The sequence below is a fragment of the Achromobacter sp. GQ309 genome, assembly GCF_059759315.1.
Map to the genome: position 1 here is coordinate 84,959 of NZ_JCAXDP010000006.1, position 24,800 is coordinate 109,758.

Annotated in this window: 21 protein-coding genes; 6 read left to right on the forward strand and 15 right to left on the reverse strand. The window is 67.2% G+C overall.

What is annotated here, in order from left to right; genetic code table 11:
• The first annotated feature begins 7 nt into the window (after window positions 1-7).
• Window positions 8-571 (forward strand): TRAP transporter small permease, encoded by a 564-nt coding sequence (locus AC6CIE_RS19670; protein WP_175122525.1) that lies wholly within the window; start codon window positions 8-10, stop codon window positions 569-571.
• Window positions 562-1,845, forward strand: a complete 1,284-nt coding sequence (locus tag AC6CIE_RS19675; protein ID WP_175122524.1) for a TRAP transporter large permease — start codon at window positions 562-564, stop codon at window positions 1,843-1,845. The genes AC6CIE_RS19670 and AC6CIE_RS19675 overlap by 10 nt, the downstream gene beginning before the upstream one ends.
• Here AC6CIE_RS19675 and AC6CIE_RS19680 read toward each other — a convergent pair.
• The 5 genes from AC6CIE_RS19680 to AC6CIE_RS19700 form a co-directional block, all read right to left on the reverse strand.
• Entirely contained in the window at window positions 1,838-2,599 is a 762-nt protein-coding gene (locus AC6CIE_RS19680; RefSeq protein ID WP_498093481.1) for a phosphatase PAP2 family protein, read from the reverse strand. The two genes, AC6CIE_RS19675 and AC6CIE_RS19680, sit on opposite strands and share 8 nt — an antisense overlap.
• A 62-nt stretch (window positions 2,600-2,661) precedes the next feature.
• Window positions 2,662-4,005: a sensor histidine kinase gene (locus AC6CIE_RS19685; RefSeq protein WP_218342893.1), complete on the reverse strand. Its 1,344-nt coding sequence runs from the start codon at window positions 4,003-4,005 to the stop codon at window positions 2,662-2,664.
• Complete coding sequence (locus AC6CIE_RS19690) at window positions 4,002-4,715, reverse strand: response regulator transcription factor (RefSeq protein ID WP_498093483.1); 714 nt, start codon at window positions 4,713-4,715, stop codon at window positions 4,002-4,004. The genes AC6CIE_RS19685 and AC6CIE_RS19690 overlap by 4 nt, the downstream gene beginning before the upstream one ends.
• 20 nt (window positions 4,716-4,735) lie before the next feature.
• Window positions 4,736-6,151: an FAD-binding oxidoreductase gene (locus tag AC6CIE_RS19695; RefSeq protein WP_498093485.1), complete on the reverse strand. Its 1,416-nt coding sequence runs from the start codon at window positions 6,149-6,151 to the stop codon at window positions 4,736-4,738.
• Between the two features lie 121 nt (window positions 6,152-6,272).
• Window positions 6,273-6,905 carry a BPTD_3102 family carboxylase-like protein gene (locus AC6CIE_RS19700; RefSeq protein WP_175122520.1) on the reverse strand — a complete coding sequence of 211 codons (633 nt, stop codon included), beginning with the start codon at window positions 6,903-6,905 and terminating at the stop codon, window positions 6,273-6,275.
• Between the two features lie 316 nt (window positions 6,906-7,221).
• Here AC6CIE_RS19700 and AC6CIE_RS19705 point away from each other — a divergent pair, with 316 nt between their 5' ends.
• Both AC6CIE_RS19705 and pgi read left to right on the forward strand, forming a co-directional pair.
• Entirely contained in the window at window positions 7,222-8,613 is a 1,392-nt protein-coding gene (locus tag AC6CIE_RS19705; protein ID WP_313369848.1) for a phosphomannomutase/phosphoglucomutase, read from the forward strand.
• A gap of 7 nt (window positions 8,614-8,620) precedes the next feature.
• Window positions 8,621-10,168 carry a glucose-6-phosphate isomerase gene (gene pgi / locus AC6CIE_RS19710; RefSeq protein ID WP_498093488.1) on the forward strand — a complete coding sequence of 516 codons (1,548 nt, stop codon included), beginning with the start codon at window positions 8,621-8,623 and terminating at the stop codon, window positions 10,166-10,168.
• On the opposite strand, the gene AC6CIE_RS19715 is transcribed toward pgi, so the two are convergent.
• From AC6CIE_RS19715 to coq7, 10 genes are all read right to left on the reverse strand, one after another.
• Window positions 10,158-11,291 carry a glycosyltransferase family 4 protein gene (locus tag AC6CIE_RS19715; RefSeq protein WP_452002137.1) on the reverse strand — a complete coding sequence of 378 codons (1,134 nt, stop codon included), beginning with the start codon at window positions 11,289-11,291 and terminating at the stop codon, window positions 10,158-10,160. The genes pgi and AC6CIE_RS19715 overlap by 11 nt on opposite strands.
• Entirely contained in the window at window positions 11,288-12,445 is a 1,158-nt protein-coding gene (locus AC6CIE_RS19720; RefSeq protein ID WP_498093491.1) for a glycosyltransferase family 4 protein, read from the reverse strand. The genes AC6CIE_RS19715 and AC6CIE_RS19720 overlap by 4 nt, the downstream gene beginning before the upstream one ends.
• The gene (locus AC6CIE_RS19725; protein WP_175137796.1) at window positions 12,442-13,557 is read right to left on the reverse strand and encodes a glycosyltransferase family 4 protein; all 1,116 of its coding nucleotides are present in this window, start codon (window positions 13,555-13,557) and stop codon (window positions 12,442-12,444) included. The genes AC6CIE_RS19720 and AC6CIE_RS19725 overlap by 4 nt, the downstream gene beginning before the upstream one ends.
• Window positions 13,558-13,560: 3 nt before the next feature.
• Window positions 13,561-15,492: an asparagine synthase (glutamine-hydrolyzing) gene (gene asnB / locus AC6CIE_RS19730; RefSeq protein WP_498093493.1), complete on the reverse strand. Its 1,932-nt coding sequence runs from the start codon at window positions 15,490-15,492 to the stop codon at window positions 13,561-13,563.
• A 44-nt stretch (window positions 15,493-15,536) separates the two neighbouring features.
• Entirely contained in the window at window positions 15,537-16,679 is a 1,143-nt protein-coding gene (locus tag AC6CIE_RS19735; RefSeq protein ID WP_498093495.1) for a glycosyltransferase family 4 protein, read from the reverse strand.
• Window positions 16,680-18,029, reverse strand: a complete 1,350-nt coding sequence (murJ, locus tag AC6CIE_RS19740) for a murein biosynthesis integral membrane protein MurJ (protein ID WP_498093497.1) — start codon at window positions 18,027-18,029, stop codon at window positions 16,680-16,682.
• The gene (locus AC6CIE_RS19745) at window positions 18,026-19,051 is read right to left on the reverse strand and encodes an SDR family oxidoreductase (RefSeq protein WP_175122511.1); all 1,026 of its coding nucleotides are present in this window, start codon (window positions 19,049-19,051) and stop codon (window positions 18,026-18,028) included. Before AC6CIE_RS19745 ends, murJ begins: the two co-directional genes overlap by 4 nt.
• Before the next feature lie 12 nt (window positions 19,052-19,063).
• Entirely contained in the window at window positions 19,064-20,341 is a 1,278-nt protein-coding gene (gene tviB, locus AC6CIE_RS19750; protein ID WP_175122510.1) for a Vi polysaccharide biosynthesis UDP-N-acetylglucosamine C-6 dehydrogenase TviB, read from the reverse strand.
• A 93-nt stretch (window positions 20,342-20,434) separates the two neighbouring features.
• Complete coding sequence (locus AC6CIE_RS19755) at window positions 20,435-21,541, reverse strand: MraY family glycosyltransferase (RefSeq protein ID WP_175122509.1); 1,107 nt, start codon at window positions 21,539-21,541, stop codon at window positions 20,435-20,437.
• A gap of 779 nt (window positions 21,542-22,320) precedes the next feature.
• Window positions 22,321-22,998, reverse strand: coding sequence for a 2-polyprenyl-3-methyl-6-methoxy-1,4-benzoquinone monooxygenase (coq7, locus tag AC6CIE_RS19760; protein ID WP_498093500.1), 678 nt, complete (start codon window positions 22,996-22,998; stop codon window positions 22,321-22,323).
• Window positions 22,999-23,121: 123 nt separating this feature from the next.
• Here coq7 and AC6CIE_RS19765 point away from each other — a divergent pair, with 123 nt between their 5' ends.
• Entirely contained in the window at window positions 23,122-23,565 is a 444-nt protein-coding gene (locus AC6CIE_RS19765; protein WP_175122507.1) for an OsmC family protein, read from the forward strand.
• A gap of 114 nt (window positions 23,566-23,679) precedes the next feature.
• Window positions 23,680-24,651, forward strand: coding sequence for a thymidylate synthase (locus AC6CIE_RS19770; RefSeq protein WP_175122506.1), 972 nt, complete (start codon window positions 23,680-23,682; stop codon window positions 24,649-24,651).
• The last annotated feature ends 149 nt before the right edge of the window (window positions 24,652-24,800 follow it).

Below are 24,800 nucleotides of genomic sequence, written 5' to 3' on the forward strand. Positions count from 1 at the left end.
GGACATCATGTTGGCCACACCCACGAATGAACCAGATGTCGCCGCGGGGGGCCGGGAAGAAGCCCTGGCTGCCCCGCTGGATGCCTACTCCCGCGCCTGCGCCCGGCTGGCGCGAATCTGCATGTGGACCAGCGTCTTCGGGCTGATCTGCCTGATCGTCGCTGTCTCGTTGCAGATCTTCGGCCGCCACGTCCTGAACAGCACGCCGACCTGGGCGGAAAGCCTGGCCCTTTTGCTGGTGCTGTACGTCACCATGCTGGGCGCCGCGGTCGGCGTGCGCGACGCCGGACACATCGGCTTCGAGTCGCTGCTGGACGCCCTGCCCGCCGCCGGGCAGCGGCGGCTGCGCATCTTCATCCATCTGCTCGTGCTGCTGTTCGGCGTGCTGATGGCCTGGAATTGCGGCGTGCTGGCCGAGTCCGTCGCGGCCTACAAGATTCCGAACCTGGGCATCTCCAACGCCTGGAAGTACGTTCCTGCAACCCTGTCGGGCACCTTGATCGCGCTCTTTTCCATCGAGCACATCATCGCGATCCTGCGCAACCAGAAGGTGGTCCCGGCATGGCGCTGACACTGCTTTCCTTCACCTTCATGGGGTTCCTCGTGATCGGCGTGCCGGTGGCCTTTGCCATCGGGCTGTCGTCCATCACGGCCATCATGTACGAGGACCTGCCGCTCGCGGTGGCCTTCCAGCAGATGACCTCGGGCATGAACGCGTTTTCGTTCCTGGCCATCCCCTTCTTCATCTTCACCGGTGAACTGATGCTGTACGGCGGCATCGCCGACCGCATCGTGAACTTCGCCAAATCGCTGGTGGGCCATGTGCGGGGCGGCCTGGGCATGTCCAACGTGGTGGCCTGCACGCTGTTCGGCGGCGTGTCGGGATCGCCCGTGGCGGACGTGTCGGCGATGGGGTCCGTGATGATCCCGATGATGAAGCGCGAGGGCTATCACGCCGACTACGCGGTGAACGTCACGACCCACGCGGCGCTGGTGGGCGCGCTGATGCCGACCAGCCACAACATCATCATCTACACGCTGGCCGCGGGCGGCAAGGTGTCCATCGCGGCACTGATCGCGGCAGGCGTGGTGCCCGCCCTGATCCTGACCGTGTGCAACCTGGCCGCTGCGTATTTCGTGGCGCGCAGCCGCGGCTATCCGGCAGGCACCTTTCCGGGCTGGCACATCGTGTTCCGCTCGCTGGTCGCCGCGGCGCCGGGGTTGTTCGTGGTGGTGCTGATCATCACCGGCATCCTGAGCGGCGTCTTCACCGCGACGGAATCCGCGGCGGTGGCGGTGCTTTACGCCCTGGCGCTGACGATCTTCGTCTACCGCTCGCTGACCTGGGACCAGTTCGTGCGCGCCGCCAGCAAGGCCGTGAAGACCACGGGCGTGGTGCTGCTGCTGATCGGCATTTCGGCAACGTTCGGCTACCTGATCAGCTTCTATGGCGTGGCCGAAAAGACCGGGCAGCTGATGGCGTCCATCTCGACGGAGCCGTGGGCCATCTTCCTGATGGTCAACATCATCCTGTTCGTCCTGGGAACGTTCCTGGACATGGCCGCCACCATCCTGATCTGCACGCCGATCTTCCTGCCGATCTGCATGCAGTACGGCATGGGGCCGGTGCAGTTCGGCATGGTGCTGTTGCTGAATTGCGCGCTGGGGCTGAACACGCCGCCGGTGGGCACCACGCAGTTTGTGGGGTGCGCCATCGGCGGGGTATCCGTGGGGACGGTCATGCGCACCATCTGGCCGTTCTACGGCGCGCTGCTGGCCGCGCTGGCGCTGGTGACCTATGTGCCGGCGTTCTCGCTATGGTTGCCGGGCGTGCTGCTCAACTGACGCGGTGGGGGCGGGGCGGGTATCCGGACGCCCGCCCCGCGATCAGCGGATAGAAGAACACCGCCGCCAGCAGCCACATCAGGGCGGCGGACCAGAGCGTTTGGCTGAGAAAATGCGCGCCCTGCAGAATGCGCACCGCCGAAAACGCCACGCCGGCCGCCACGCCGATCGCCAGTCCGCTCCAGCGCCACGCCGGGCGGCCCAACGCCCACCCCGCGAAGTAAAGGGTCAGCAAGGCGTAGCCGGCGCCGGCATGGCCGCTGGGCAACGCGCCGCCGGCGCGCGCCCTTGCCCAGGTCCACCAGTGCACCGGATAAGGCGTATAGCCGCCCAACGTTTCCAGATCGTAGGGGCGCGGCAGCATGGTGTGATGCTTGAGTTGCGTAATGAGCAGTTGCCCCGTCAGGCACGTGATCGAGACGGCATAGGCCACCCCGCGCCAGCGCCGCCACGCCGCGATGCGGTAGCTGCCCGCCGCAACGCCCGCCGCGGCCAGACCCACGCTGATCGGCAGCGCCAGCACCATCCGGTGGCCCAGCATTTCAAGCCACCGGCTGCCATGCAGCGGAAAGTCGTCCAGCAGCGGATCGAACAGCGCGCGCGCGATGCGCATGTCCAGTCCCGACGCCTGTGACCACCAGGCCATACAGGCCAGCAACAGCGTCACGCCCGCGACGTGGGTCAGCAGATAACGGGTCCTTGTCGGCGCGTGCAGCGCCGGCGCCAGGGGGGACTGCAGCAATGGGGACGGCATGGAGACGAAGATCCGGACGTTTCGGGCCAGCGCACTTTACGGTCCCGCCAGTCGAAAATTCGTCAAATTTTCGCCGTCGGGCCGCCCCGCTCGTCGGGCTCGAAACGCAGCAGGAAGCGCGTGCCGCGCGCCGGGCCTTCTGCTTGCGAGGATTCGACGCTGAGCGACCAGCCCTGCATGTCGCAGACGCGCTTGGCGATCGCCAGGCCCAGCCCGCGCGCCGTCTCGTCGCCGCCCGCCACGCCGGAATCGCGCAGGCGGCCGCTGAAATAGCGGCGGAACAGGAAAGGCAGATCGCTGGCAGCAATGCCCTTGCCGTTGTCGCGCAACGCCAGTCCGCCCTCCGCGTCCAGCGCCACGGTCAGCGTGGCCGGAGCGGCGTGTTCGATGGCGTTGCGCACGAGGTTGCGCAGCACGGTCAGCAAGGCGTAGCGGTCCAGCGTCAGCACCTGGCCGGCGGGCAATTGATTGTCAAAGCGCAGGTCGGCCAGACTGGCCTGGGCGGCATGGCCCCGCCACGCATCTTCCATGCATTCGGCGATATCCACCGGTTCCGGCGCGCGCAGTTCGTCGCGCGCCATTGCTCGCGCGCTTTCCAGGCTGACGATGACGTCGTCCACGTTGTCCACCACGCGTGTCAGGCGTTGCTGCTGATCCGGCGTCAATGCCTGCGTCAGGAGCATGAGCTCGCTGTCCGAGCGGATCGCCGCCAGCGGCGTGCGCACCTCGTGGCTAAGGTTGCTGGCGAACTCGCGTTCACGCGCGATGGACCTGTCCACCTGGTTCTGCACCCGGTTGAAGGCTTCGATGAGACGTCCGGCCTCGTCGTCGCGCGTGACGGCCATGTCAGGCGAGCCCGGCGCCCAGGTCGACAGCCGGTCCGTCAGATCCAGCAACGGTCCGACCGCCACCCCCGCCACACGACGCGCCAACCCGTAGGCGAGCACGACGCAGATGGCGCCCACGCCCAGCACGATCAGCCCGAAGTCGTGCACCCGCTCTTCGTTGTCGGTGGCGTCGTACAGCAGGTACACGGTGCCCCGGCCCGTCTCGGCCACCATCACGTGCCAGGTGTAGGCGCCCGGTTCGATCAGGTGCAGTCCGTTTTCCAGCGAGAGCAGTTCAGGCGGCATGCCGGCGGGCGGCTGGCCGTCCACGCTGAGCCACGCGCGCATGGATCCGCCGAGTTCGCGCGCGCCGTGGCGCGGCAGGAACTCGTCGCTGCTGCGCGCATGCTGGACCAGGCGGTCCATCTCCGTGTTCAGGATGTCGTTGACCAGATCGTCTTCCATCTGGTCGAACGTCAGGTAGGCCAGGAGGGCAAGCGCCGTGACGAACAGCGCGACCGTGCCCGTCAGCGCCCAGACCACGCGCTGGGTCAGCGTGCCGGCGGCGGCGCGGCTCATGATGCGGCGGCGGGCAGCGTCAGGCGCCAGCCGGTGCCGTGCACGGTCTCGATGCCGTCAAAACCCGCGTCGGCCAGCGCGCGCCGCAGCAGATGGACCTGGCTGCGCAGCGCATCGGACGAGGGCGGTTCGTTGCCCCACAGGACCGATTCCAGTTCTTCACGCGTCACCACGCGGCCCGGGTCGCGCAGCAGCACCTCGATGATGAGGCCCGCCTTGCGGGTCAGGCGGACCGGCACGCCGCTGACCGACACGACGCGGCTGCGCGCGTCGAACTGAAGCGGGCCGAAGGTGCGCTCCGCATCGACCGTCGACCCTTTGGCGCGCTGGATCAGCGCCAGCAGCCGCGCTTCCACTTCCAGCAGCGCGAACGGCTTGGTGAGATAGTCGTCGGCGCCATGGGAAAAGCCCGCCAGCTTGTCTTCGAGGCTGTCGCGCGCGGTCAGCATCAGCACCGGCACGGCCAGCCGCCGTTCCGTGCGCATGTCGTGCAGCACGGCGTTGCCGTCCATGCCGGGCAGGCCGATGTCCAGCAGCACGGCGTCAAAACGCTGTTCCTGCAACCGTTGAAGGGCCGCGGGTCCGCTGTACGCCACATCGGGCAGAAAGCCCCGCGCCTCCAGAAAACTGTACAGATTGCCGGCGATGACATGGTCGTCTTCGACGATCAGCACCCGGTGGTTCGCGCCCGCTGCGGGAGGGGTTTTCATGGTCTGCGATCCTGGCCGCGTTATGCCTGCAGCACCTTGCCGGGGTTCATGAGACACTGAGGATCCAGCGCCCGCTTGATCCGGCGCATCAACGCCAGTTCGACGGGGTTCTTGTAGCGCGGCAGTTCGTCACGTTTGAGCTGACCCACGCCATGCTCGGCGCTGATGGATCCCTTGTGCGCGTGCACGCTGTCATGCACGACGCCATAGATCTCGCCTTGCAGCGCCAGCAGCTCGGCTTCGGTCTGTCCGGGTGCATGGGCCACGTTGTAGTGCAGGTTGCCGTCGCCCAGGTGGCCGAAGATCACGTGGCGCACGCCCGGAAAGCGCGCCTGCAGCAAGGCGTTGGTCTTGTGCACGAACCCGGCGATCGACGAGATGGGGATCGAGACATCGTGCTTGACCGACTTGCCCAGCTCGGCCTCAGCCAGCGGAATGCTTTCACGCAGATGCCACAGCGCCTTGCTTTGCGACACGTTGGCAGCGATGGCTGCGTCGTTCACCAGGCCGGCTTCGATGGCGTCGCCCAGCACGGCCTCGAAGCGCTCGCGGGCGTGCGTTTCGCTTTCGCTGTCGGACAGTTCCAGCAGCGCGAACCACGGCGAAGCCGCCGACTCGCCTTCAAAAGGCAGGCGCTGCTGCGGAAACAGCCGCACCACGCCTTGCAGGCAGGCGCCGCTCATGAGTTCGAACCCGGTCAGCGAGGCGCCAAATCCGGAACGGGCGCGCGACAGGACCTCGACGGCGTTGTCGATGCTGTCCAGCGTGAGCAGCGCCGTGCAGGACGCCACGGGACGCGGATACAGCTTGAGGGTGGCGGCCGTGATGATGCCCAGGGTGCCTTCGCTGCCGATGTACAGGTCGCGCAGGTCGTAGCCGGTGTTGTCCTTGCGCAGGCCGCGCAGGCCGTCCCAGATCTCGCCTTCGGCGGTCACGACCTCCAGGCCCAGCGTGAGGTCGCGCGTGTTGCCATAGCGCAGCACCTGCGTGCCGCCGGCGTTGGTGGCCAGATTGCCGCCGATGGTGCAGCTGCCTTCGGCCGCCAGGCTCAGCGGGAACAGCCGGTTGGCTGCCGCTGCGGCCTCCTGCACGGCCTGCAGGATGCAGCCGGCCTCGACCGTGATGGTGTCGTTGTCGGTATCCAGCGCGCGCACCGCGGTGAGCCGGGCCGTGGACAGGACGACCGCGGTGCCGGTGTCGTCAGGCGTGGCGCCGCCGCACAGGCCGGTATTGCCGCCTTGCGGCACGACGGGCACGCCGTGCTGCGCGCACAGCTTGATCGCGGCGGCCACGTCCGCCGTGGAACCGGGGCGGATCACCGCCAGGGCCGCGCCGCGATAGCGGCGGCGCCAATCCAGCACATAGGAATCCGCGTCCGCGCCGGTCAGCACGTGGGAATCGCCCAAGAGGGCCTGGAGATCGCTCAGCAGTGTCATGGGTGCCGCACAGAGAGTCGGCCCGGCCGCCGAGGGCCGGGCGCTGTTCATCGGATGTGCGGACTATTGTAGGGGCTGGGCGGCGCCCGCCGAAGCCCCCTGCGGGTGTCTGTTGGACCTGTCAGCCGACCGCCTGGTCCAGCCGGGTGCCCGTCATGCCCGAGCAGAAGGCGCGGGAGGCGATGCGCTCCATCAGGAAGGCGCGGTCCACGCCGGCGGGGCCGGGCAATTCGGACAAGGCGCGGTAGGCGCGGCGCAGGACTTCGCCACGGGTGGCGCCGCAGACCATGAGGTGGGTGCATGGCAGGCGGCGATCGCCGCAACCGTCGATGCGCACTTCCAGCACGTGCGGCGCGATGGGATCGTGTTCGGCAACCGGCATGTCCGGCGTGCGGGCCCGCGCCTGCGCGTCGATGACGCGGAAGACGCCGCTGCGGTCGTCGAGCGAGAAGGACACGGTGCCTGCGGCCTGCCAGCCGCGGTCGCGCGCCACGCTGGCGGCAACCGTGCGCAGCGCGCTTTCGATCGATGCCGCCAGATGCGGCGCCGGGCATTCGGCGATGAGGACGCGCGCATCGCGCCAGACGCTGCGCTCCCAGGCGCGGCCAGCGGCCAGATCGCCCGTTGCCGCGGCAAAGACGTGGATATCAAGCCTGCGTTCGCGGCCGGCCGCCGGACCGGCAAAGTCCGTGGGTGGTCCCCGCCTGCTTGTGGCGCCGCCCGATGACATGACTGTGGATACTTTGGCGCCCATGGCCCCTCCTGGTCTTTCTGCTTGCCCGGCAAGCGTATCACCTTCGGATGACGAGCAACTTTTGTGCCATGCGCGGCCGCCCGGCAAGCGGCTTTTTTGCCTGCGGACGTGCACCGGAAACAGGCGGCGCCGCCCCATCCGCCGCACCATGGCGGGGCAGGCCGGCACCGGGTAAATGCCCTACTCCGCCCGAAGGATGAAGCCCCCCGCGCCGATGGGGGATAATCCAGCTTTGGCCCTTGCCATAGCGGTTTGGATGTGCGGGTTTACCATTACCCGGCAGCCGCCGCGCTGTCCCCCTCAACAAGGAACCGTCGTGGGCAACAATACACAATTTCCGGCCTCTGTTTTCAAGGCATATGACATTCGCGGCACGGTGCCGGACCTGATCGACGCGGCCTTCGCCCGGTCTCTCGGCGTGGCGCTCGCCGCCCGCGCCCGCGAACAAGGCGTGCAGACGCTCGTGGTTGGCCGCGATGGCCGCCTCAGCAGCGAAATGCTGTCCCTCGCGTTGCAGGAAGGCATGCTCGAAGGCGGCGTGGATACGCTGGACGTCGGCATGGTTCCCACCCCGCTCGTGTACTTCGCGGCCAACATCATGCAGACCGGGTCCGGCGTTGCCATCACCGGCAGCCACAACCCGCCCAAGTACAACGGCTTCAAGATGATGATGGGCGGCCGCGCGCTGTACGGCGACGACGTCCAGCAATTGGCGCAGACCATGAATGGCGATGCCCCGGCGCCCGCGGCCGAGGCCGGCACGCGCCGCCAGCTCGACCTGGCGCAGACCTACATTGCCCGCGTGGCCTCCGGCGTCAAGCTGGCGCGTCCCATGAAGATCGCCATCGATTGCGGCAACGGCGTGGCCGGCGCGGTCGCGCCGCAGCTGTTCCGCGCGCTGGGCTGCGAGGTCGACGAACTGTTCTGCGAGGTGGATGGCAACTTCCCCAACCACCATCCCGACCCCGCTGAACCCAAAAACCTGCAGGACCTCATCAAGCACGTGGCCGAGACCGATTGCGAACTTGGCCTGGCCTTTGACGGCGACGGCGACCGCCTGGGCGTGGTCACCAAGTCCGGCCAGATCATCTGGCCCGACCGCCAGCTCGTCCTCTTTGCGCGCGACGTGCTCGAGCGCAATCCCGGCGCCACCATCATCTATGACGTCAAGTGCAGCCGCCACGTCGGCCTGTCGGTCGAAGCGGCCGGCGGCAACGCGCTGATGTGGAAGACGGGCCACTCGCTGGTCAAGGCCAAGCTGGCCGAAACCGGCGCACCGCTGGCCGGCGAAATGAGCGGGCATATCTTCTTTAAGGAACGCTGGTACGGCTTTGACGATGGCCTCTACACCGGCGCCCGCCTGCTGGAGATCGTGTCGCGCTTTGCCGACGCCTGCGAGCCGCTGGAAGCCCTGCCGCAGGACGTTTCCACGCCGGAACTGAAGCTCGAAATGGAAGAAGGCCAGCCGTTCACGCTGGTCAAGGCGTTGCAGGATCAAGGCCAGTTCCCCGACGCCAAGCGCGTGATCACGATCGACGGCGTGCGCGCCGAGTACGCCGATGGCTTTGGCCTGGCGCGGCCGTCGAACACCACGCCGGTCGTCGTGCTGCGTTTCGAGGCGCAAAGCGAAGCGGCGCTCGCGCGCATCCAGGCCGACTTCCGCCGCGAACTCGGCAAGCTGGCGCCGAACGCCACACTGCCCTTCTGATCCGCTCATGTCGTTAGCCAACAGCCCCGCGTGGCAGCAGTTCATCGCCGCAACACGTACGGCATCCCGGGACGGCCAGACGCTGCGCCTCATCAATGCGCCCGGGCTGCGCCTGGATCTGAGCGCCCAGGCGCAGTCGCCCGACCTGCTGGCGGCCTCGCAGGCGCTGCTGGTGCAGCAGGACTTCGAGGCCAGCCGCGCGCGGCTGTTTGACGGCGGCCAGGCCAACTGGACGGAAGGACGCGCCGCCTGGCACACCGCCCTGCGCGCGGCCGAACCGCCCGCCATGGTGGCCAAGGCGGTGCTGGCCGAGCGCGAACGCATGCGCGAATTCGTGCGGGCGGCCGACGCGGCGGGCCGATACAGCGGCGTGCTGCATCTGGGGATTGGCGGCAGCGACTGGGGGCCGCGCCTGGTCACCCGTGCCCTGCGCCACGAGGGCGTGCGGCGCGAAGTGCGCTTCGCCTCCAACGTGGATTCGCACTCGGTCGCCGATGCGATGAGCCGCCTGGATCCGCACAACACGCTGGTCATCGTCGCGTCCAAATCGTTCACCACGACCGAGCCGCTGGCCAACGCCGAAGTGGCGATGAACTGGCTGCGCGACGCCGGCGTCGCCGACCCCATCAAGCAGGTCGTCGCGATCACCTGCAACGTCGAGGCGGCACTCAACCTGGGCATCCTGCCCGATCACATCTTCCAGATCTGGGACTGGGTGGGCGGTCGTTATTCGCTGTGGTCCGCCATCGGCCTGCCGGTCGCGCTGGCGCTCGGCAACGACACCTTCGACCAGCTGCTGGCGGGCGCCGCGGCCATGGACGACCATTTCCGCACCGCGCCGCTGGCCGAGAACGCCCCCGTGCAGATGGCGCTGGCCGGCGTGGCCAACCGCAGCGTGCTGGGCTACGACTCGCTGGTCATCACCCCATACGATTCGCGGCTGTATCACATCGTGCCGTGGGCCCAGCAGCTTGAAATGGAATCGCTGGGCAAGGTCGCGACCGCCGACGGCAGCCCCGCTGGTGTGCCGACCGGCCCCGCGGTGTGGGGCATGTCGGGCACCGATTGCCAGCACACGTTCTTCCAATGGCTGCATCAGGACACAACGGGCGCGCCCGTGGATTTCATCCTGTGCGAGCAGCCCGACCATGCCTATGCCCGGCACCACGAGCTGCTGGTCGCCAATTGCCTGGCGCAGCGCTCGGCGCTCCTGCGCGGCAAGACCTTTGAAGAAGCCCTGGCGGAAACCTCCGCCACGGAACGCGACCCGGCGCGTGCGCGCCTGCTGGCGCAGCACCGCGTGCATCCGGGCGGCCGGCCGTCGTCGCTGATCGTGCTGCCGCGCCTCGAAGCCTTCACGCTTGGCGCGCTGCTGGCGCTGTACGAGCACAAGGTTTTCACGCAGGGCGTGATCTGGGGCATCAACCCGTTCGATCAGTGGGGCGTGGAGTTCGGCAAGGTATTGGCCAAGAACATCATGCGCGAGCTGGACGCGCCTCAACCCAGCCAGCAGGATCCGTCCACGCGGTTCTGGATCGACGCGATCAGGCGCTGAGCGCGTCGTACAGCGCGACGTGGATGCGAGCGACCTGGTTGATGTCGAACTCGCGCTCCGCCAGCGCCCTGCCCGCCGTGCCCATCGCCTGACGCAACGCCGCGTCTTGCGCAAGGCGCGCAATGGCGTCAGCCAGCGCCGCCGCGTCGCGCACCGGCACCAGAAGGCCGGTCACGTTGGGTTCGATGGCATCGCGGCAGCCCGGCACGTCGGTCGTCACGACCGCCCGGCCGCAGGCCGCGGCCTCGATCAATGACTTCGGCAGGCCTTCGCGGTAGGACGGCAGCACCGCGATGTGCGCGGCCGCGTACAGCGCCGCCACATCCGAACGCTCGCCCAGCGCCTGCACGCAGCCCTCCTGCTGCCAGGCATCGACGTCGGCCTGCGTGGCGGACGTCGGATTGCCAGCGTCCAGGCCGCCCACCAGTTGCATCGTCACCGGCACGCCGCGTTCACGCAGCAGTTTGGCCGCCTGCACGAACTCCTGCACGCCCTTGTCGCGCAGCAGGCGCGCCACCATCGTGACGACGACGGGCGGCGCGGGCGGCTCCGGGGTGGGCCGATAGGCGTCGAGGTCCACGCCCGCGCCGCGGATGATGACCACCTGGTCCTCGCGAACGGCTCCCAGCGACTTGAGCAGGTCACGGTCGTTGGCGTTCTGGAAGATCACGCGGCTGTTCGGATGGCCCAGCGCAACGCGGTACAGGCGCGCCACCACGGCGCGCACCAGCCGCATCTTCAGCGAGTTCGACAGGAACACGAATCCCAATCCGGAGATCGCCGCCACCATGCCGGGCACCCGCGCAATCCGCGCGGCGATGCCGCCGTACAGCACGGGCTTGATGGTGACCAGATGCACTACATCGGGACGCAGCCGGCGGAACAGGCGCACCAGCGCCAGCAGCGTGCCCAGTTCCTGCAGCGGATGCTTGCCGCTGCGCGTCATGGGAATCGCATGATGGGTCATGCCCAGCGCCTGGATGTCAGCCACCGCCGGACCGTCCATCGTCGCGACGTGGACGTCGTAGCCTGCCTTCTGCGCGGCCAGGGCGACCGGCACGCGGTGCGACATGAAGAACGCCGGATTGTTGACGACAAACAGCAGGCAGCGTCCGGCGCTCATGCTTGGACTCCAGAAATACGGCGCCAGACGGCGATGTAGCTTTGCACCATGCGTGCAAGATCAAAGTGTTCCAGGACGCGCGCGCGCCCAGCCTCGCCCGCGCGCTCGCGGCCGCGCGCGGCCACATCGCCCAGCGCGGATTCGATGCCGCGGGCGAGGGCCTCGGCCTGCTCGGGCGGCACCACCACGCCGGTGTCGCCGACGATGTAGGCGGCATCACCCACGTCGGTCACCACGCAATACACGCCGCACGCCATGGCTTCGGCCACCACGTTCGGAAAGCCTTCGGCGCAGCTCGACAGCACGTGCACATCCAGGCCGTTCATGACGGCGGGCACGTCGTCGCTGGGACCGTTGAGCACCACGCGGTCGCGCAGGTCCAGCTTGTCGAGCAAGGCGCCCAGCTGCGCGTTGCCGTCGGTCATGTCGCGGCCGATCAGCACGCAGCGCAACCCCGCGTCGCGTCCATCGCGCACCAGCGCGGCCACGGCGCGCAGCAGGTTGGCGTGGTCCTTGAGCGGATCCCACCGCGCCACGCAGCCGATCACGGGAGCGTCTTCGGACAGTCCCCATGCGGCGCGAACGCGCGAGCGCGCCTGCGGATCCGGCGCGTAGCGCGACAGGTCATAGCCGTTGGCGATCACGACCATGCGGTCGCGGCGATAGCCTTTTTCGGCGTGGCGCTCGGCCGCGTTCTGCGCCGCGCAGACGATCGCGCGCGGTACGCTGCCCGACAGCATCGCGCACGCGCGCAGCACCAGCCGCGCCGACCGGCTGCTGCGCTCAAGATGCGCGCCGGAATTGCGGATGCCCCACGCAATGGCGCGAACGCCTGCCAGGCGGGCGGCCAGGCCGCCAATCAGGTCGGCGTGATACATCCAGGTTTGAACGGCATCGGGACGGTTCGTGGCGATCAGGCGGCGCAGAGCCAGGAAGCCGCCCAGGCTGACGCGGCCGCGCTTCATGCCCAGGGCATGCACCGCAACGCCCGCCGCGCGCAGGCGCTCGCCATACAAACCTTCATCGGTCAGCGACACGACCGTGTGCTCGACGTCCGCGTGCGGCCAGGTCGCCAGGCGCGTCAGCACCGATTCGGCGCCGCCCTGGCCCAGCCCCGTAATGACATGCAGAATGCGCAGCGGCCGGGTGCTCATCGCCCCTCCCGCACCGCTTCGAACAGCTCATCCCATTCGGTCAGCACGCTGGACAGCGCATAACGCTGGCGCACGGCGGCTGCGGCGCGCGCACCCAACTGCTCGCGCAGCGACACGTCTCCCATCAGACGATGCAGGGCATCGGTCATCGCGACCCGGTCGCCGGCCGGCACCAGCAGCGCATCCTGGCCGTCTCGCGTCATCTCGCGCGGACCGCTGGGGCAATCGAACGCCACGCAGGGCAAGCCCAGCGACATCGCTTCCAGCAACACATTGGGAAAGCCCTCGACCAGCGAACTGAGCACAAAGGCCTGGCCGCGCGCCAGTTCTTCCCACGGCGCTTCGGTGCGCCCCGGCAAACTGACGCGCGACTGCAGGCGCAGACGCGCCACCTGCTGCTGCAGCGCCTCGCGCTCGGGGCCTTCGCCCCAGATGCGCAGGTTCCAGTCGGGAAATTCCGGCGCAAGCTGCGCAAAGATGTCGATCAGAAGGTTGAACTGCTTGTCGGGCACCAGCCGCCCCATCGCGATCAGCTCGCGCGGGCCGGCCTCGTGACGCTGCTGCACCAGCGGCGCATCCAGCAGCGGCGCGGGCAGCGGATTCGGGATGACGGCCAGGCGCCGGATGCCGGGCACCTGGCGCGCGAACGGACCGGCGGTGTCTTCCGCCTGCACCGTCACCATGTCGGCGCGCGGGTACAGCACGCGGCGCAGCTTGCGCCAGACGGTTCCCGTGGTGGTTTCAGCGACCGGATTGGTGCGCTCGCAGACGATGAGCGGCACGTTCAGGCCGCGCGTGGCCAGAATGGCGGCCACGTTGACGTTGGTCAGGAAGGACACCACCACGTCGGGCCGCGAATCGCGAATGTGCTTGCGCAGGGCCAGCAGCCGCTTGAAGGCCGCCATCCCGCCCGACACCCGGGTGCCGGCCAGATCGGCCAGCCACGACAGCTGGACCTTGTCCGACAGGGGATAAAAGCAGGTGCCCTTGGATGAGTAGGTGGGCGTCAGGATGACGGTGTCGCCGCGCTCTGACCATGCGTTGACCAGGGTCGCCGCGACGCGTTCCGCGCCGCCGGCGTGCATGGAGCTGACCAGCATCAGTATTTTCATTCGTCAACGGTCCTCAATCGGTCCCCCTTGGTCCATTCCCGCACGGTAGCGGTCCAGCCAGGCCTGCATCATCAGCACGCCCCACAGATGGCTGTCCCAATTGCGATGCCCCGACGTGTGCTCACGCCATTTGCGCAGGATGGGTTCGGGTTCGAACCAGCCCTCCTGACGCAGGCGTGCCGGATCCAGCAGCGCATCGGCCCATTCGCGCAACGGACCGCGCAGCCACGCGGCCAGCGGCACGGCGAAGCCGCGCTTGGGGCGGTCGACCAGCGCCTGCGGCACGTGGCGATGCAGTACCTGCCGCAGCAGCCACTTGCCGGTGTTGCCGCGCACCTTGTACTGGTGCGGCAGACTCCAGGCGAATTCATAGACACGGTGGTCGATCAGCGGCACGCGGGTTTCCAGGCTGACGGCCATTGCGGCGCGGTCCACCTTGACCAGGATGTCGTCGGGCAGGTAGGTCACCGTGTCCAGCTTCATCATCGACTCGAAGAACGATCCCTGCATGGCGCGTTCGAACACCGACTGGGGTTCCACGCCGCCCTTCACGACGCTGGCCGGGTCCGACCAGTACGACACGAACCCGCGGTAGAACTCGCCGCGCGTGTCGGCGCGCAGCAGTTCGCCCAGCTTGCCGACCTTGCCGCGCCATGCGCCGCGGCCGGGCAGATGGGTGGACGCGCTGAGCATCGCGCCGGCCGGCTTGCGCAGCAGCCCGGGCACGCGCTCGAACTGGCGCCACCAGTTGTCCACGCGGAAGTAGCGCGAATAGCCGCCGAACAGTTCGTCGCCGCCGTCGCCCGACAAGGCCACCGTCACGTGCTGGCGCGCCATGCGCGTGACCAGCGACGTGGGGATCTGCGACGAGTCGGCAAAGGGTTCGTCGTACATGTCGGCCAGCGTGGGCACGACCGCCAGCGCATCGTCCGCGGTGACGTAGAGTTCGGTGTGATCGGTGCCCAGGTGCGTGGCCACGGCCTTGGCGTGCTGCGCCTCGTCGTAGCCCTTCTCGTGAAAACCGATGGCAAACGTACGCACCGGCTGCGAGCTTTGCGCCTGCATCAGCGCCACGATGGTCGACGAATCGATGCCGCCGGACAGGAACGCGCCCAGGCTGACGTCGGACAGCATCTGGCCGCCCACGGCTTTGGACAGCACCTTTTCCAGCGCATCGGTGGCTTGCGCATCAGAGTCGAACGAGAGCCGGGCGCTCGACGCCGCATCCGCGGCCTCGCGCGCGGACCAGTACACCCGTGGCTCCGGCATGCGGCGGTTGCGCGCGTCGTCGGCCGAGAATTCGATCCACGTGCCGGGCGGCAGCTTGGCGATGCCTTCGTAGATGGATTGCGGCGCGGGAATGTAGTTGTGCCGCATGAACGACGCCAGCGCGTTGCGGTTCAGGTTGCGCCCAAAGCCCGGAATCGGCATCAGGCCCTTGAGTTCCGACGCAAACACCAGCTCCGAATTGGAATAGCCGTAGTACAGCGGCTTCTCGCCCATGCGGTCGCGCGCCAGCACGAGCTTGCGCGAGGCCTTGTCCCACAACGCGATGGCGAACATGCCGACCGAGGCTTGCAGCGTGGCCTCGATGCCCAGCGCGGTAAAACCGGCAAGGAGCGTCTCGGTGTCCGAATGCCCGCGCCACGCCGGCGCCAACGCCGATTCCTCGAGCTGCTTGCGGATGTCCAGGTGGTTGTAGACCTCGCCGTTGAACACCATGACGTAGCGGCCGCAGGCGGACGTCATCGGCTGATGGCCCGCTTCGGTCAGGTCCAGGATCGCCAGGCGCACGTGCGCCAGCGCGATTCCCGCGTCGGCGTCTTCCCAGAATCCATTGCTGTCCGGCCCGCGGTGGCGGATGCGGCGGCAGCTATCGGCCAGCACCTGCGCCTTGTTCCCCAGGGGACCCCAAATTCCGACTATTCCACACATGATGTTGTTCTCGTGTTCACCGTGGCAACGGCGCGCGCGGGGCCCTAGCGGCCCGACGCCCGCACGCCGTCAAAAAGTTCCTGCCATTTCTGCAGCACGCGCACGGCCGAGAATCGGTCGCGCACGTCGGTGGCCGCCCGCGCCATGCGCGCGCGGCCCTTGTCATCGGCCATGACCGCGTCCAGCGCCTTGCACAGCGCCGGCACGTCGCCATTGGGCCGCACCAGCACGCCGTCGATGCCTTCGCGCACGATCTCGCGCGGGCCGGTATCGCAATCGAACGACACGGCCGCCAGGCCGCTGGCCATGGATTCGAGCAGGGTATTGGACAATCCTTCGAAGCGCGAGGTCAGTACATAAAGATCGGCGCTGTCGTACCAGTCGCCCACATTGCCGGCGCGTCCCGGCATCGAGACGCGCGATGCCAGGCCGGCCTCGCGCACCTGCGCTTCGAGCGCCTGGCGTTCGCTGCCTTCGCCCAGAATAACCAAGTCCCAGCCGGGATGCGACGGCGCCAGGTGCGCAAAGGCCTGGATCAGCAGATCAAAACCCTTGTCGCCATGCAGCCGGCCGACCGCCAGCAGACGCTTGCGGCCGTCTTGCGGCGCCGGCGTCAGGATGGGCTCGGCGCGCGGCAACGGAAAGTGGACGGGATTGGGAATGACCGCGAGCCGCGAGCCCGGCACATGCCGTTCGAGCCAGTCGGCGGTGCCGCGGGTCAAGGCGACGACGCGCGCGGCACGCGGATAGGTCAACCGGCGCAGCCGCTGCCAGAAACCCGACAGGGTCTGCGACGGCGGATGGGTGTGTTCCGTGGCGATGACGCGGCAGTTCAGTCCCGCGCAGGCCAGCACGGACAGCACGGACGCCGTGGTCATCATGCCCAGCACGATGTCGGGCCGGAACGATTTGACGACGCGGCGCAGCGCGCGCACGCGCTGCAGGTTGCTGAGGATGCCGCGCAGCCCGCCGCCCTCGCCCGCCGTGTGCAGGACTTCGCGCCGGACCTTGGGATGCAGCGCATAGACGTCGCCGTCGGCGCTGGCCTGCGTGACCACCATGACCTCGCTGCCTTCGGCGGCCCAATGGGCGCTGAGGTCCGCGGCGACGCGCTCAGCGCCCCCGCCATGCAGGGAATGGATGAACAGCAACACGCGCGCCGGACGAGCGGAGTCGGCAACGGACATTCAATCGGTCCCCTTGGGTTCAGCCTTGCGCATCGCCACCACCAGGTAGCACGCGAAGGACAGCACATACATGAGGCTGGTGGCCAGCATGATGCCGGCCGCGCCCATGCGGGGCGCGAGCACGGTGTTCAGCACGGCCTTCAGCGCAAAATTGGCGACCGCAATGGCGGCCATGATGCGATATCGGTTCTGGCTGGCCAGCAGTTGCACCAGGATCAGCACGCCGAAGTAGAACGGCAGTTGCAGCAGCCCCCAGCGCAGCACGTGCGCGACGGCTTCGGTGTTTTCCGCGGTGAACGCGCCGCGCTGGAACAGCACCGACACGCCCCACGGCGCCAGCACCCAGCCCAGCGCCACGGCGGCGGCGCCCGCCACCACCATCAGCAGCGACCACTTGAGCGCCATGCTGCGCGCGCGCGCCGTATCGCCGCGGGCCTGCACGTCGGCCAGCACGGGCAGCGCGGCACGACCCACCGACACCGCCCCGATCCCCAGCAGCAGCGACAGCAGCCGGCTGGCGTAGCCCAGCGTGGCGTTGGCATTGGCGCCCAGGTTGGCGGCGGCATATTGGTCCAGCGGGCCCACGAAGCTCATGGCGACCTGGCCGATCAGCATCACGCCGGCCGCGCTCATCAGCTCGGGCCAGTGCGGCGACTTCAGCGACAGGCGCGGCGCGCCCCAGAAACCGCCATCGGCGCGCGCGGCCAGCCAGGCCAGCCAGACAGTCTGAATCGCGTAGCCGACCAGCGTGCCCCACAGCAAGGGTCCGACGCCCTCGGCACTGACGGCCAGCACGACCCAAGCCAGCGTCGCGACGGCAGGCACGCTGTCCAGCAGCGTGTTGACGTGACGTTCCTGTGCGCGCAGCCGCGCCGCGCTGATGCCCGCGATCAGCAGCAAGGCCGACACGGGTGCGAAGGCGATAAGCAGGTCGCCCGTCATGGCGCGCACTTGCGCCGACAGGCCCTGCCCCAGCCGATCCACCACATATGGCCAGGCAAACCACGTCAGCAAAGCGAGGGCGACGCCAGCGGCGGCGACCCAGCCCTGAAGCTCGCGGATGAAGAGTTCTTTCTCGGCCCCGCCGGTGCGCGCCAGGCGCACCAGCACCGGGATCAGCACCACCGACAGCACGCCCACGATCGTGACCGGCAGCCAAGTGCCCATCGTCATCGTGAACTGGTAGGCGTCGACGGCGTCGCTGACGCCGTAGCGGTACGCCACCGCCATCTCCTTGATGGCGCCGGCGGCCTTGCCCAGCAGCAGAAACACCGCCACCCGGAACGCGCCCTTGAAGATGCGCTGATGATCCGGGTGGATGTTGCCGAGTTTTCGGACGAGTGCTTTCAACGCAGGAATTGCGTGTACCAGGGCATGGCGACTTCCAGGCCTTGCAGCACCGTGTGCGTGGGCGCGTAGCCCAGCAGGCGGCTGGCCTTGCCGATGTCGGCCTGCGAGTGGCGCACATCGCCCGCGCGGAAGTCACCGTAAACCGGCTGCTTGCCGTAGTCCACGCCCTGGTTGCCCAGGGCCTGCACCAGGAAGCTGAACAGCTGGTTCAGCGTGCTGCGGCCGCTGACGGCCACGTTGTAGACCTGGTTGCGGGCTTCGGGCGCGGCCAGCGCGCCCAGGATGTTGGCCTGCACCGCGTTTTCCACAAAGCAGAAGTCGCGGCTGGTCTCGCCGTCGCCATTGATGGTGACGTCCTTGCCCTGGATCATCGCGGCGGTCCACTTCGGGATCACGGCGGCGTAGGCGCCGTCCGGATCCTGCCGCTTGCCGAACACGTTGAAGTAGCGCAGGCCCACCGTCTCGAAGCCATACGAACGCGCAAAGACGTCGGCGTACAGTTCGTTGACGTACTTGGTCACGGCGTACGGCGACAGCGGCTTGCCGATGTTTTCCTCGACCTTGGGCAGCGCGGGATGATCGCCGTAGGTGGAGCTGGACGCCGCATAGACGAACGACTTCACCTTGGCGTCGCGCGCCGCCACCAGCATGTTCAGGAAACCGCCGATGTTGACGTCGTTGGTCGTGATGGGGTCGTTGAGCGAGCGCGGCACCGAACCCAGCGCGGCCTGGTGCAGCACATAGTCCACGCCTTCGGCCGCGCGGCGGCAGGCGTCCAGGTCACGGATGTCGCCTTCGATGAAGGTGAAGCGCGACCATTGCTCCGGCGACACGGACGCCTGGACTTCGTCCAGGTTGCGCTGGTGACCGGTGGCGAAGTTGTCCAGGCCGGTCACGGACTGGCCGAGCTTGAGCAGGGTTTCCAGCAGGTTCGAACCGATGAAGCCGGCGCAGCCGGTCACCAGCCACTTGCGCGGCGAGGCGGCCAGTTCCTGGGTGACAGTTTCGAATCGTGTGGTCATGGCGAAATCCTTTTACAGACGCAGGTCGGATTCAGCGGGCGACAGCACGTACTTCAGGTCGTACAGGATGTGTTGCGGCTTGCCGAGCTTGCGGATGCCTTCGGCGCCCATGTCCTTGAACTGGTTGTGCGCCACGGCCAGGATCACGGCGTCGTACTTGCCTTCCTCGGGCTTGGCCACCGGGGTCAGGCCGTACTCGTGCATGGCTTCTTCGGTGTCGACCCACGGATCGTAGATGTCCACGTCGACGTTGTAGTCGCCCAGTTCGCGAACGATGTCCACGATGCGCGTGTTGCGCAGGTCGGGGCAGTTTTCCTTGAACGCCAGACCCATCACCAGCACGCGGGCGCCTTGCACGTGAATGCGGCGCTTGGTCATGCACTTGACCAGCTGCGACACCACGTAGCTGCCCATGGAGTCATTCAGGCGGCGGCCCGCCAGGATGATCTCGGGGTGGTAGCCGATGGATTGCGCCTTGTGGGTCAGGTAGTAGGGGTCCACGCCAATGCAGTGGCCGCCGACCAGGCCCGGACGGAACGGCAGGAAGTTCCACTTGGTGCCGGCGGCCTGCAGCACGGCTTCGGTGTCGATGCCCATCTTGTTGAAGATCAGGGCCAGTTCGTTGATCAGTGCGATGTTCACGTCGCGCTGCGTGTTTTCGATCACCTTGGCGGCTTCGGCCACACGGATGCTGGACGCCTTGTGCGTGCCGGCGGTGATGATTTCCTTGTAGAGCTGGTCGACCAGGGTGGCGACTTCCGGGGTGGAACCGGAGGTGACCTTCTTGATCGTGCTGACGCGGTGTTCCTTGTCGCCCGGGTTGATGCGCTCGGGGCTGTAGCCGGCGAAGAAGTCGACGTTGTACTTCAGGCCAGACACGCGCTCCAGGACGGGCACGCAGTCTTCTTCGGTGGCGCCGGGGTAGACGGTGGATTCATAGATGACGATGTCGCCGCGCTTGAGCACCGCGCCGATCGTTTCGCTGGCCTTGACCAGCGGGGTCAGGTCCGGCTGCTTGTACTCGTCGATGGGGGTGGGCACGGTCACGATGAACACGTTGGCCTCGCCCAGTTCGGCGCGTTCGGCTGTGTAGCTCAACTGGCTGGCCTCGGCCAGCTCGGCGTCGCTGACTTCCAGCGTATGGTCGTGGCCCGCCTTCAGCGCGTCGATACGGCGCGTGTTGATGTCGAAGCCGATGACCGGGCGCTTCTTGCCGAACTCAACGGCCAGGGGCAGACCGACGTAGCCAAGGCCGACGACAGCGAGTTTCACATCCTGGATTCGCAACATAACTCTCCCTTCACCGTAGAACGTTTACGGCATTTTAAAGATGGTCTGGTGATGGATACCGAGCCCCCGGCGGCGATCGCCGGGGCACTCGAACTATTCGGTGGTTCGCAGCACGGACGGCAACAACAGCCAGCCCGGGCGGCGCCAGGAGACCAGGCGTGCATACAGCCAGATATAGACGCTGGCAAAGACAACCAGGCTGGCGCTCAGGGCCCAGGCGTTGTCCCACCAGATCGTGGCCGGCACCAGCCCGATCAGCGCCAGCACCCACATGTACGGGGACGCCAGCGCATTGCAAAGCGCGGGGACGGCGTGGCGCCGGCCGCGGCTGAAGGTCACCCGGACCAGCCGGCGGAACACGAGCTGGTGCAGGTGCAGCGCATCGGGCTGGTCAACTGGCACGCCGCGTTTGAAGCGGCGCCGCCAGATCGAGAAACCGGTTTCGAATACGGGGTAGAACAGGACCGCCAGGGCGTAGAACGGCGATACGGACGGGTTGCGCACGACCAGCAGCACGGCCAGTTCGGCCAGCATGAATCCCAGGAAGTACGCGCCGCCATCGCCCAGGAACACGCGTCCGAACGGGAAGTTCCACACCAGGAAGCCCAAGGTCGCCGACGCCAGCGCCGCGGCCACCAGGAAGATCGGCACATCGCCGACCTGCAGGGCAACGAGGCTGATCGACACCGCCATCAACGTGGCGACCATCCCGGCCAGGCCGTTCATGCCGTCAACGATATTCAGCGCATGGGTACAGCCACCCACCGCGAACATGGTGAACAGCAGCGACACGGGCCAGTACGACAGCACGTAATCCACAGGCGCCATGCCGACGCGGCTGACGCCGCCCAGCAGCCACCACGCAATGGCTGCAGATAGAAAGGCAGCCAGCAAACGCTTGCTGGCGCCGATGTCCTTGGTAATGTCTTCAAGCAGGCCGGCCACGAAAACGGGCAACGCCGCGACGAAGAGCGCGGGCCACAGCCAGGTCAGGGTCATGTTGCTGGGTCCGAGGACCAGCAGGCCAGCCAGCGTACCGGCAAGCACCGCCAGACCGCCGACGCGGGGCGTCGCGCGGGAGTGATTGGCTTGGGGCTTGTTGAGGTCGCTATCGCCGGTGAAAGCGCCATGCCAGCGCTCGGACGCCACGATGAGTCCCCCCACCATGAACGCGACCACGCATATATACAGCCAGGTCACTGGATCACCTCTGGTTGGTCTATCGAGACAGGCCCGCCATTATCGGAGGCAGGTGTAACGCCCATATATGGGAGGGATAAGGAAGTGCAATTCCGAGGCACAGAACGTAACGCTCGCAGGCGGGTTATCCGTCCGCCGCGCATGTGACTGGAACGCGCTGGCGCGCGAGCGCCTGGCAGTGCTGGTTTCATGTGGGGGATTGTAGAGCGTTCCGCCTCTCGGCACGCGAAATATGCAAGGGAAAACGCGAAGGCCCCGAGGCCCCGCGCGGCGTTGCGCTGCGCGGTTTTTTGCCGACATCGCTTACAAATAGGGACGCAACGATTCGGGACAAAAAAAAGCCCGAGATCGTGAGATCTCGGGCTAAATCCACCAAAGGAGGAGGGTGGAGGAGACAACCGTGGCATGCTGGGAGCGGGACTTCAGCTCGCTGCGCTTCCGGGGTTTTCACCGCGCCGTCTGCGTTTCAACATCCAATGACTGAATAGTACCTACGTTTTTTGTGCGTTGCAAGATTTTTTTTGATCTATTTTCAGAGGCGTTTGCCGCGTTGCTTTTTTGCTGCAAAATTCGCGGCGCCCCTCTCGAAACCCGCGCCAGGCAATGCCCTAACCAAAAACGGGGTTTTTGCCGAAGGGGTTTTCCCCTTTCGGACTAACCCTGAACAATAGCGGGTATTCCCACCCTGGCCGCCGCACCAAAATGGTGCTTCACGCACCACGAGGCGGCTAAATTTGCGCATTGCAACATTTTTACCAGATGCGGTTTCAAGTGGCCGGTCAGATCCAATAGGCGGTGGTCGTCATCACCTTGGACATGGCGCGCATGGCCATTTTCACGGGCGCAGGGAGCGGCACGCCCCCGGCCTGCTCTGCGCTGGAGCGGTGCTGGGCCTCGTCGTCCTTCATCTTTTGCACGATCTGGCGCGAGCGTTCGTCCTGCACCGGCAAGGTGCGCAGGTGCTCGTCGAGATGGGCTTCGACCTGCTTTTCGGTTTCGGCCATGAAGCCCAGATTGCGCGGCACGCCGGCCACGCTGGCCATGACGCCCAGGGCGAACGAGCCCGCGTACCAGACCGGATTGAGCAGGCTGGGCCGGCTGCCCAATTCGTTCAGGCGCTCGTTGCACCACACCAGATGGTCGACTTCTTCGGTGGCGGCATTCAGCAGCAGCGCGCGCGGGCCGGGTTCCTTGCAGACCGACGCCTGGCCGCGGTACAGCGCCTGGGCGCAGACCTCGCCGACGTGGTTGACGCGCATAAGGCCCGCCGCGTGGCGTTTTTCTTGCACGGACAGGGTTTGCGGCGATTCCTGGGCGGTTGCGGGATAGGCGCGGCCGGCGCTGGCGTTGCCCGAAAGCACCCGCAGCGCACGGTCGGTTTCGGCCAGCAGGGCATCCAGGGGACCGTGGCGGCGGCGCAGGGAAACGGGGCCGGATTTGGACAACGTGGTGGACATGGCAACTCCTAGGCAAAGCGGACGCCCTGCACCCCTGATGCGGGGTGGGGTTCTCCTGCCCGGGATTGTACGCAACGGGTATCATCAGCCATTGACTGCGCTCAAGCTCAAGGACTCACTGAAATGGAATGCACGATCGACTGGGGCGGCCCGAGCGGCATGCTCTTTACCGCCAGCACGGGCAGCGGCCACGTGGCCGTGATGGACGGCGCCGTGGACGGCGGCGGCCACAACCTGGCGCCCCGCCCCATGGAAATGCTGCTGGCCGGCACGGGCGGCTGCACGGCCTATGACGTGGTGCTGATCCTCAAGCGCGGCCGCCACGCGGTCACGGGCTGCAGCGTCAAGCTGCAGGCCGAGCGCGCCGGCACCGACCCCAAGGTCTTCACGAAGATTCACTTCGCGTTCACCGTCACCGGCGCCAATCTGCCGCGCGCGGCCGTCGAACGCGCCGTGCAGCTTTCCCACGAGAAATACTGCTCGGCGTCGGCCATGCTGGAAAAGACCGCCGAAATGACGTTCTCCGTCGACATCGTCGACACGCAGGAAGCTGCCGCCACCGCCTGAGCCGCTCGCGCGGCCGTGGTGTAATTCGGCATTCACCATATATAGGCGCCGCCGCGGCACGTCCGCGGCGGCGCGCTTGCTTCCCGACCCGGGACCGCAGGCACAAGGATCGTCATGAAACAATACCTGGACCTCGTTCAATCCATCCTCGACACCGGCTCGTGGCAGGAAAACCGGACCGGCATCCGCACCCTCAGCATGCCGGGCGCCTCGCTGCGCTTTGACCTGCAGCAGGGCTTTCCCGCCGTCACCACCAAAAAGCTGGCGTTCAAGTCGGCCATAGGCGAAATGGTGGGTTTCCTGCGCGCCTCGCGCAGCGCGGCAGAATTCCGGGAACTCGGCTGCAAGGTCTGGGACCAGAACGCCAACGAGAACGCGCAGTGGCTGGCCAACCCCTACCGCGAAGGTCCTGACGATCTGGGACCGGTCTACGGCGTGCAGTGGCGCCAATGGCCGGCCTACAAGATGCTGGACGCCAGCCGCCCGGCGCAGATCGAAGACGCGCTGTCGCGCGGGTACGCCAAGGTGGCCGACCTTGAAGAAGGCGGCGTGCCGAAGGTGCTGCTGTACAAGGCGGTCGACCAGCTGCGGCAATGTCTGGACACCATTCACGAACGCCCGGGCGACCGGCGCATCCTGTTCCACGGCTGGAACTGGGCGCAGATCGAGGAAATGGCGCTGCCGCCTTGCCACCTGCTCTATCAGTTCCTCCCCAACGCAACGACGCGCGAGATCTCGCTGTGTCTGTACATCCGGTCCAATGACGTGGGCCTGGGCACGCCGTTCAACCTGACCGAAGGCGCGGCGCTGCTGCACCTGGTCGGGCGCCTGACCGGCTACACCCCGCGTTGGTTCACCTACTTCATCGGCGATGCGCATATCTATGAGAATCACCTGCCGATGCTGCGCGAGCAACTGACGCGAACGCCGTATGAATCGCCCCGCCTCGTGCTGTCGGACCGCATTCCCGATTTTGCCGTGACCGGCCGCTACGAACCCGAGTGGCTCGAGAAGGTCGAACCCGGCGACTTTTCGTTGTCGGGCTACACGCATCACGCGCCCCTGACGGCCGCGATGGCCGTCTGACCCTTGCGCCGGCAGCGCCGGCGACCGCCTTTCAGGTCATATCAGCAACACGCCGGACGCCCGTCCGGCGTCCGATTCCTTGCACGCCCCGCAGCAGGTGAAGATTGGTGAGCTTCTGGAAGCGCGATTTCGGTATAACCCATCCCTTA

Coding starts and splice junctions, on each gene's coding strand:
- AC6CIE_RS19670 (WP_175122525.1), top strand. CDS start 8: ATGTTGGCCACACCCACGAATGAACCAGATGTCGCCGCGGGGGGCCGG.
- AC6CIE_RS19675 (WP_175122524.1), top strand. CDS start 562: ATGGCGCTGACACTGCTTTCCTTCACCTTCATGGGGTTCCTCGTGATC.
- AC6CIE_RS19680 (WP_498093481.1), bottom strand. CDS start 2,599: ATGCCGTCCCCATTGCTGCAGTCCCCCCTGGCGCCGGCGCTGCACGCG.
- AC6CIE_RS19685 (WP_218342893.1), bottom strand. CDS start 4,005: ATGAGCCGCGCCGCCGCCGGCACGCTGACCCAGCGCGTGGTCTGGGCG.
- AC6CIE_RS19690 (WP_498093483.1), bottom strand. CDS start 4,715: ATGAAAACCCCTCCCGCAGCGGGCGCGAACCACCGGGTGCTGATCGTC.
- AC6CIE_RS19695 (WP_498093485.1), bottom strand. CDS start 6,151: ATGACACTGCTGAGCGATCTCCAGGCCCTCTTGGGCGATTCCCACGTG.
- AC6CIE_RS19700 (WP_175122520.1), bottom strand. CDS start 6,905: ATGGGCGCCAAAGTATCCACAGTCATGTCATCGGGCGGCGCCACAAGC.
- pgi (WP_498093488.1), top strand. CDS start 8,621: ATGTCGTTAGCCAACAGCCCCGCGTGGCAGCAGTTCATCGCCGCAACA.
- AC6CIE_RS19715 (WP_452002137.1), bottom strand. CDS start 11,291: ATGAGCGCCGGACGCTGCCTGCTGTTTGTCGTCAACAATCCGGCGTTC.
- AC6CIE_RS19720 (WP_498093491.1), bottom strand. CDS start 12,445: ATGAGCACCCGGCCGCTGCGCATTCTGCATGTCATTACGGGGCTGGGC.
- AC6CIE_RS19725 (WP_175137796.1), bottom strand. CDS start 13,557: ATGAAAATACTGATGCTGGTCAGCTCCATGCACGCCGGCGGCGCGGAA.
- asnB (WP_498093493.1), bottom strand. CDS start 15,492: ATGTGTGGAATAGTCGGAATTTGGGGTCCCCTGGGGAACAAGGCGCAG.
- AC6CIE_RS19735 (WP_498093495.1), bottom strand. CDS start 16,679: ATGTCCGTTGCCGACTCCGCTCGTCCGGCGCGCGTGTTGCTGTTCATC.
- AC6CIE_RS19745 (WP_175122511.1), bottom strand. CDS start 19,051: ATGACCACACGATTCGAAACTGTCACCCAGGAACTGGCCGCCTCGCCG.
- tviB (WP_175122510.1), bottom strand. CDS start 20,341: ATGTTGCGAATCCAGGATGTGAAACTCGCTGTCGTCGGCCTTGGCTAC.
- coq7 (WP_498093500.1), bottom strand. CDS start 22,998: ATGTCCACCACGTTGTCCAAATCCGGCCCCGTTTCCCTGCGCCGCCGC.
- AC6CIE_RS19765 (WP_175122507.1), top strand. CDS start 23,122: ATGGAATGCACGATCGACTGGGGCGGCCCGAGCGGCATGCTCTTTACC.
- AC6CIE_RS19770 (WP_175122506.1), top strand. CDS start 23,680: ATGAAACAATACCTGGACCTCGTTCAATCCATCCTCGACACCGGCTCG.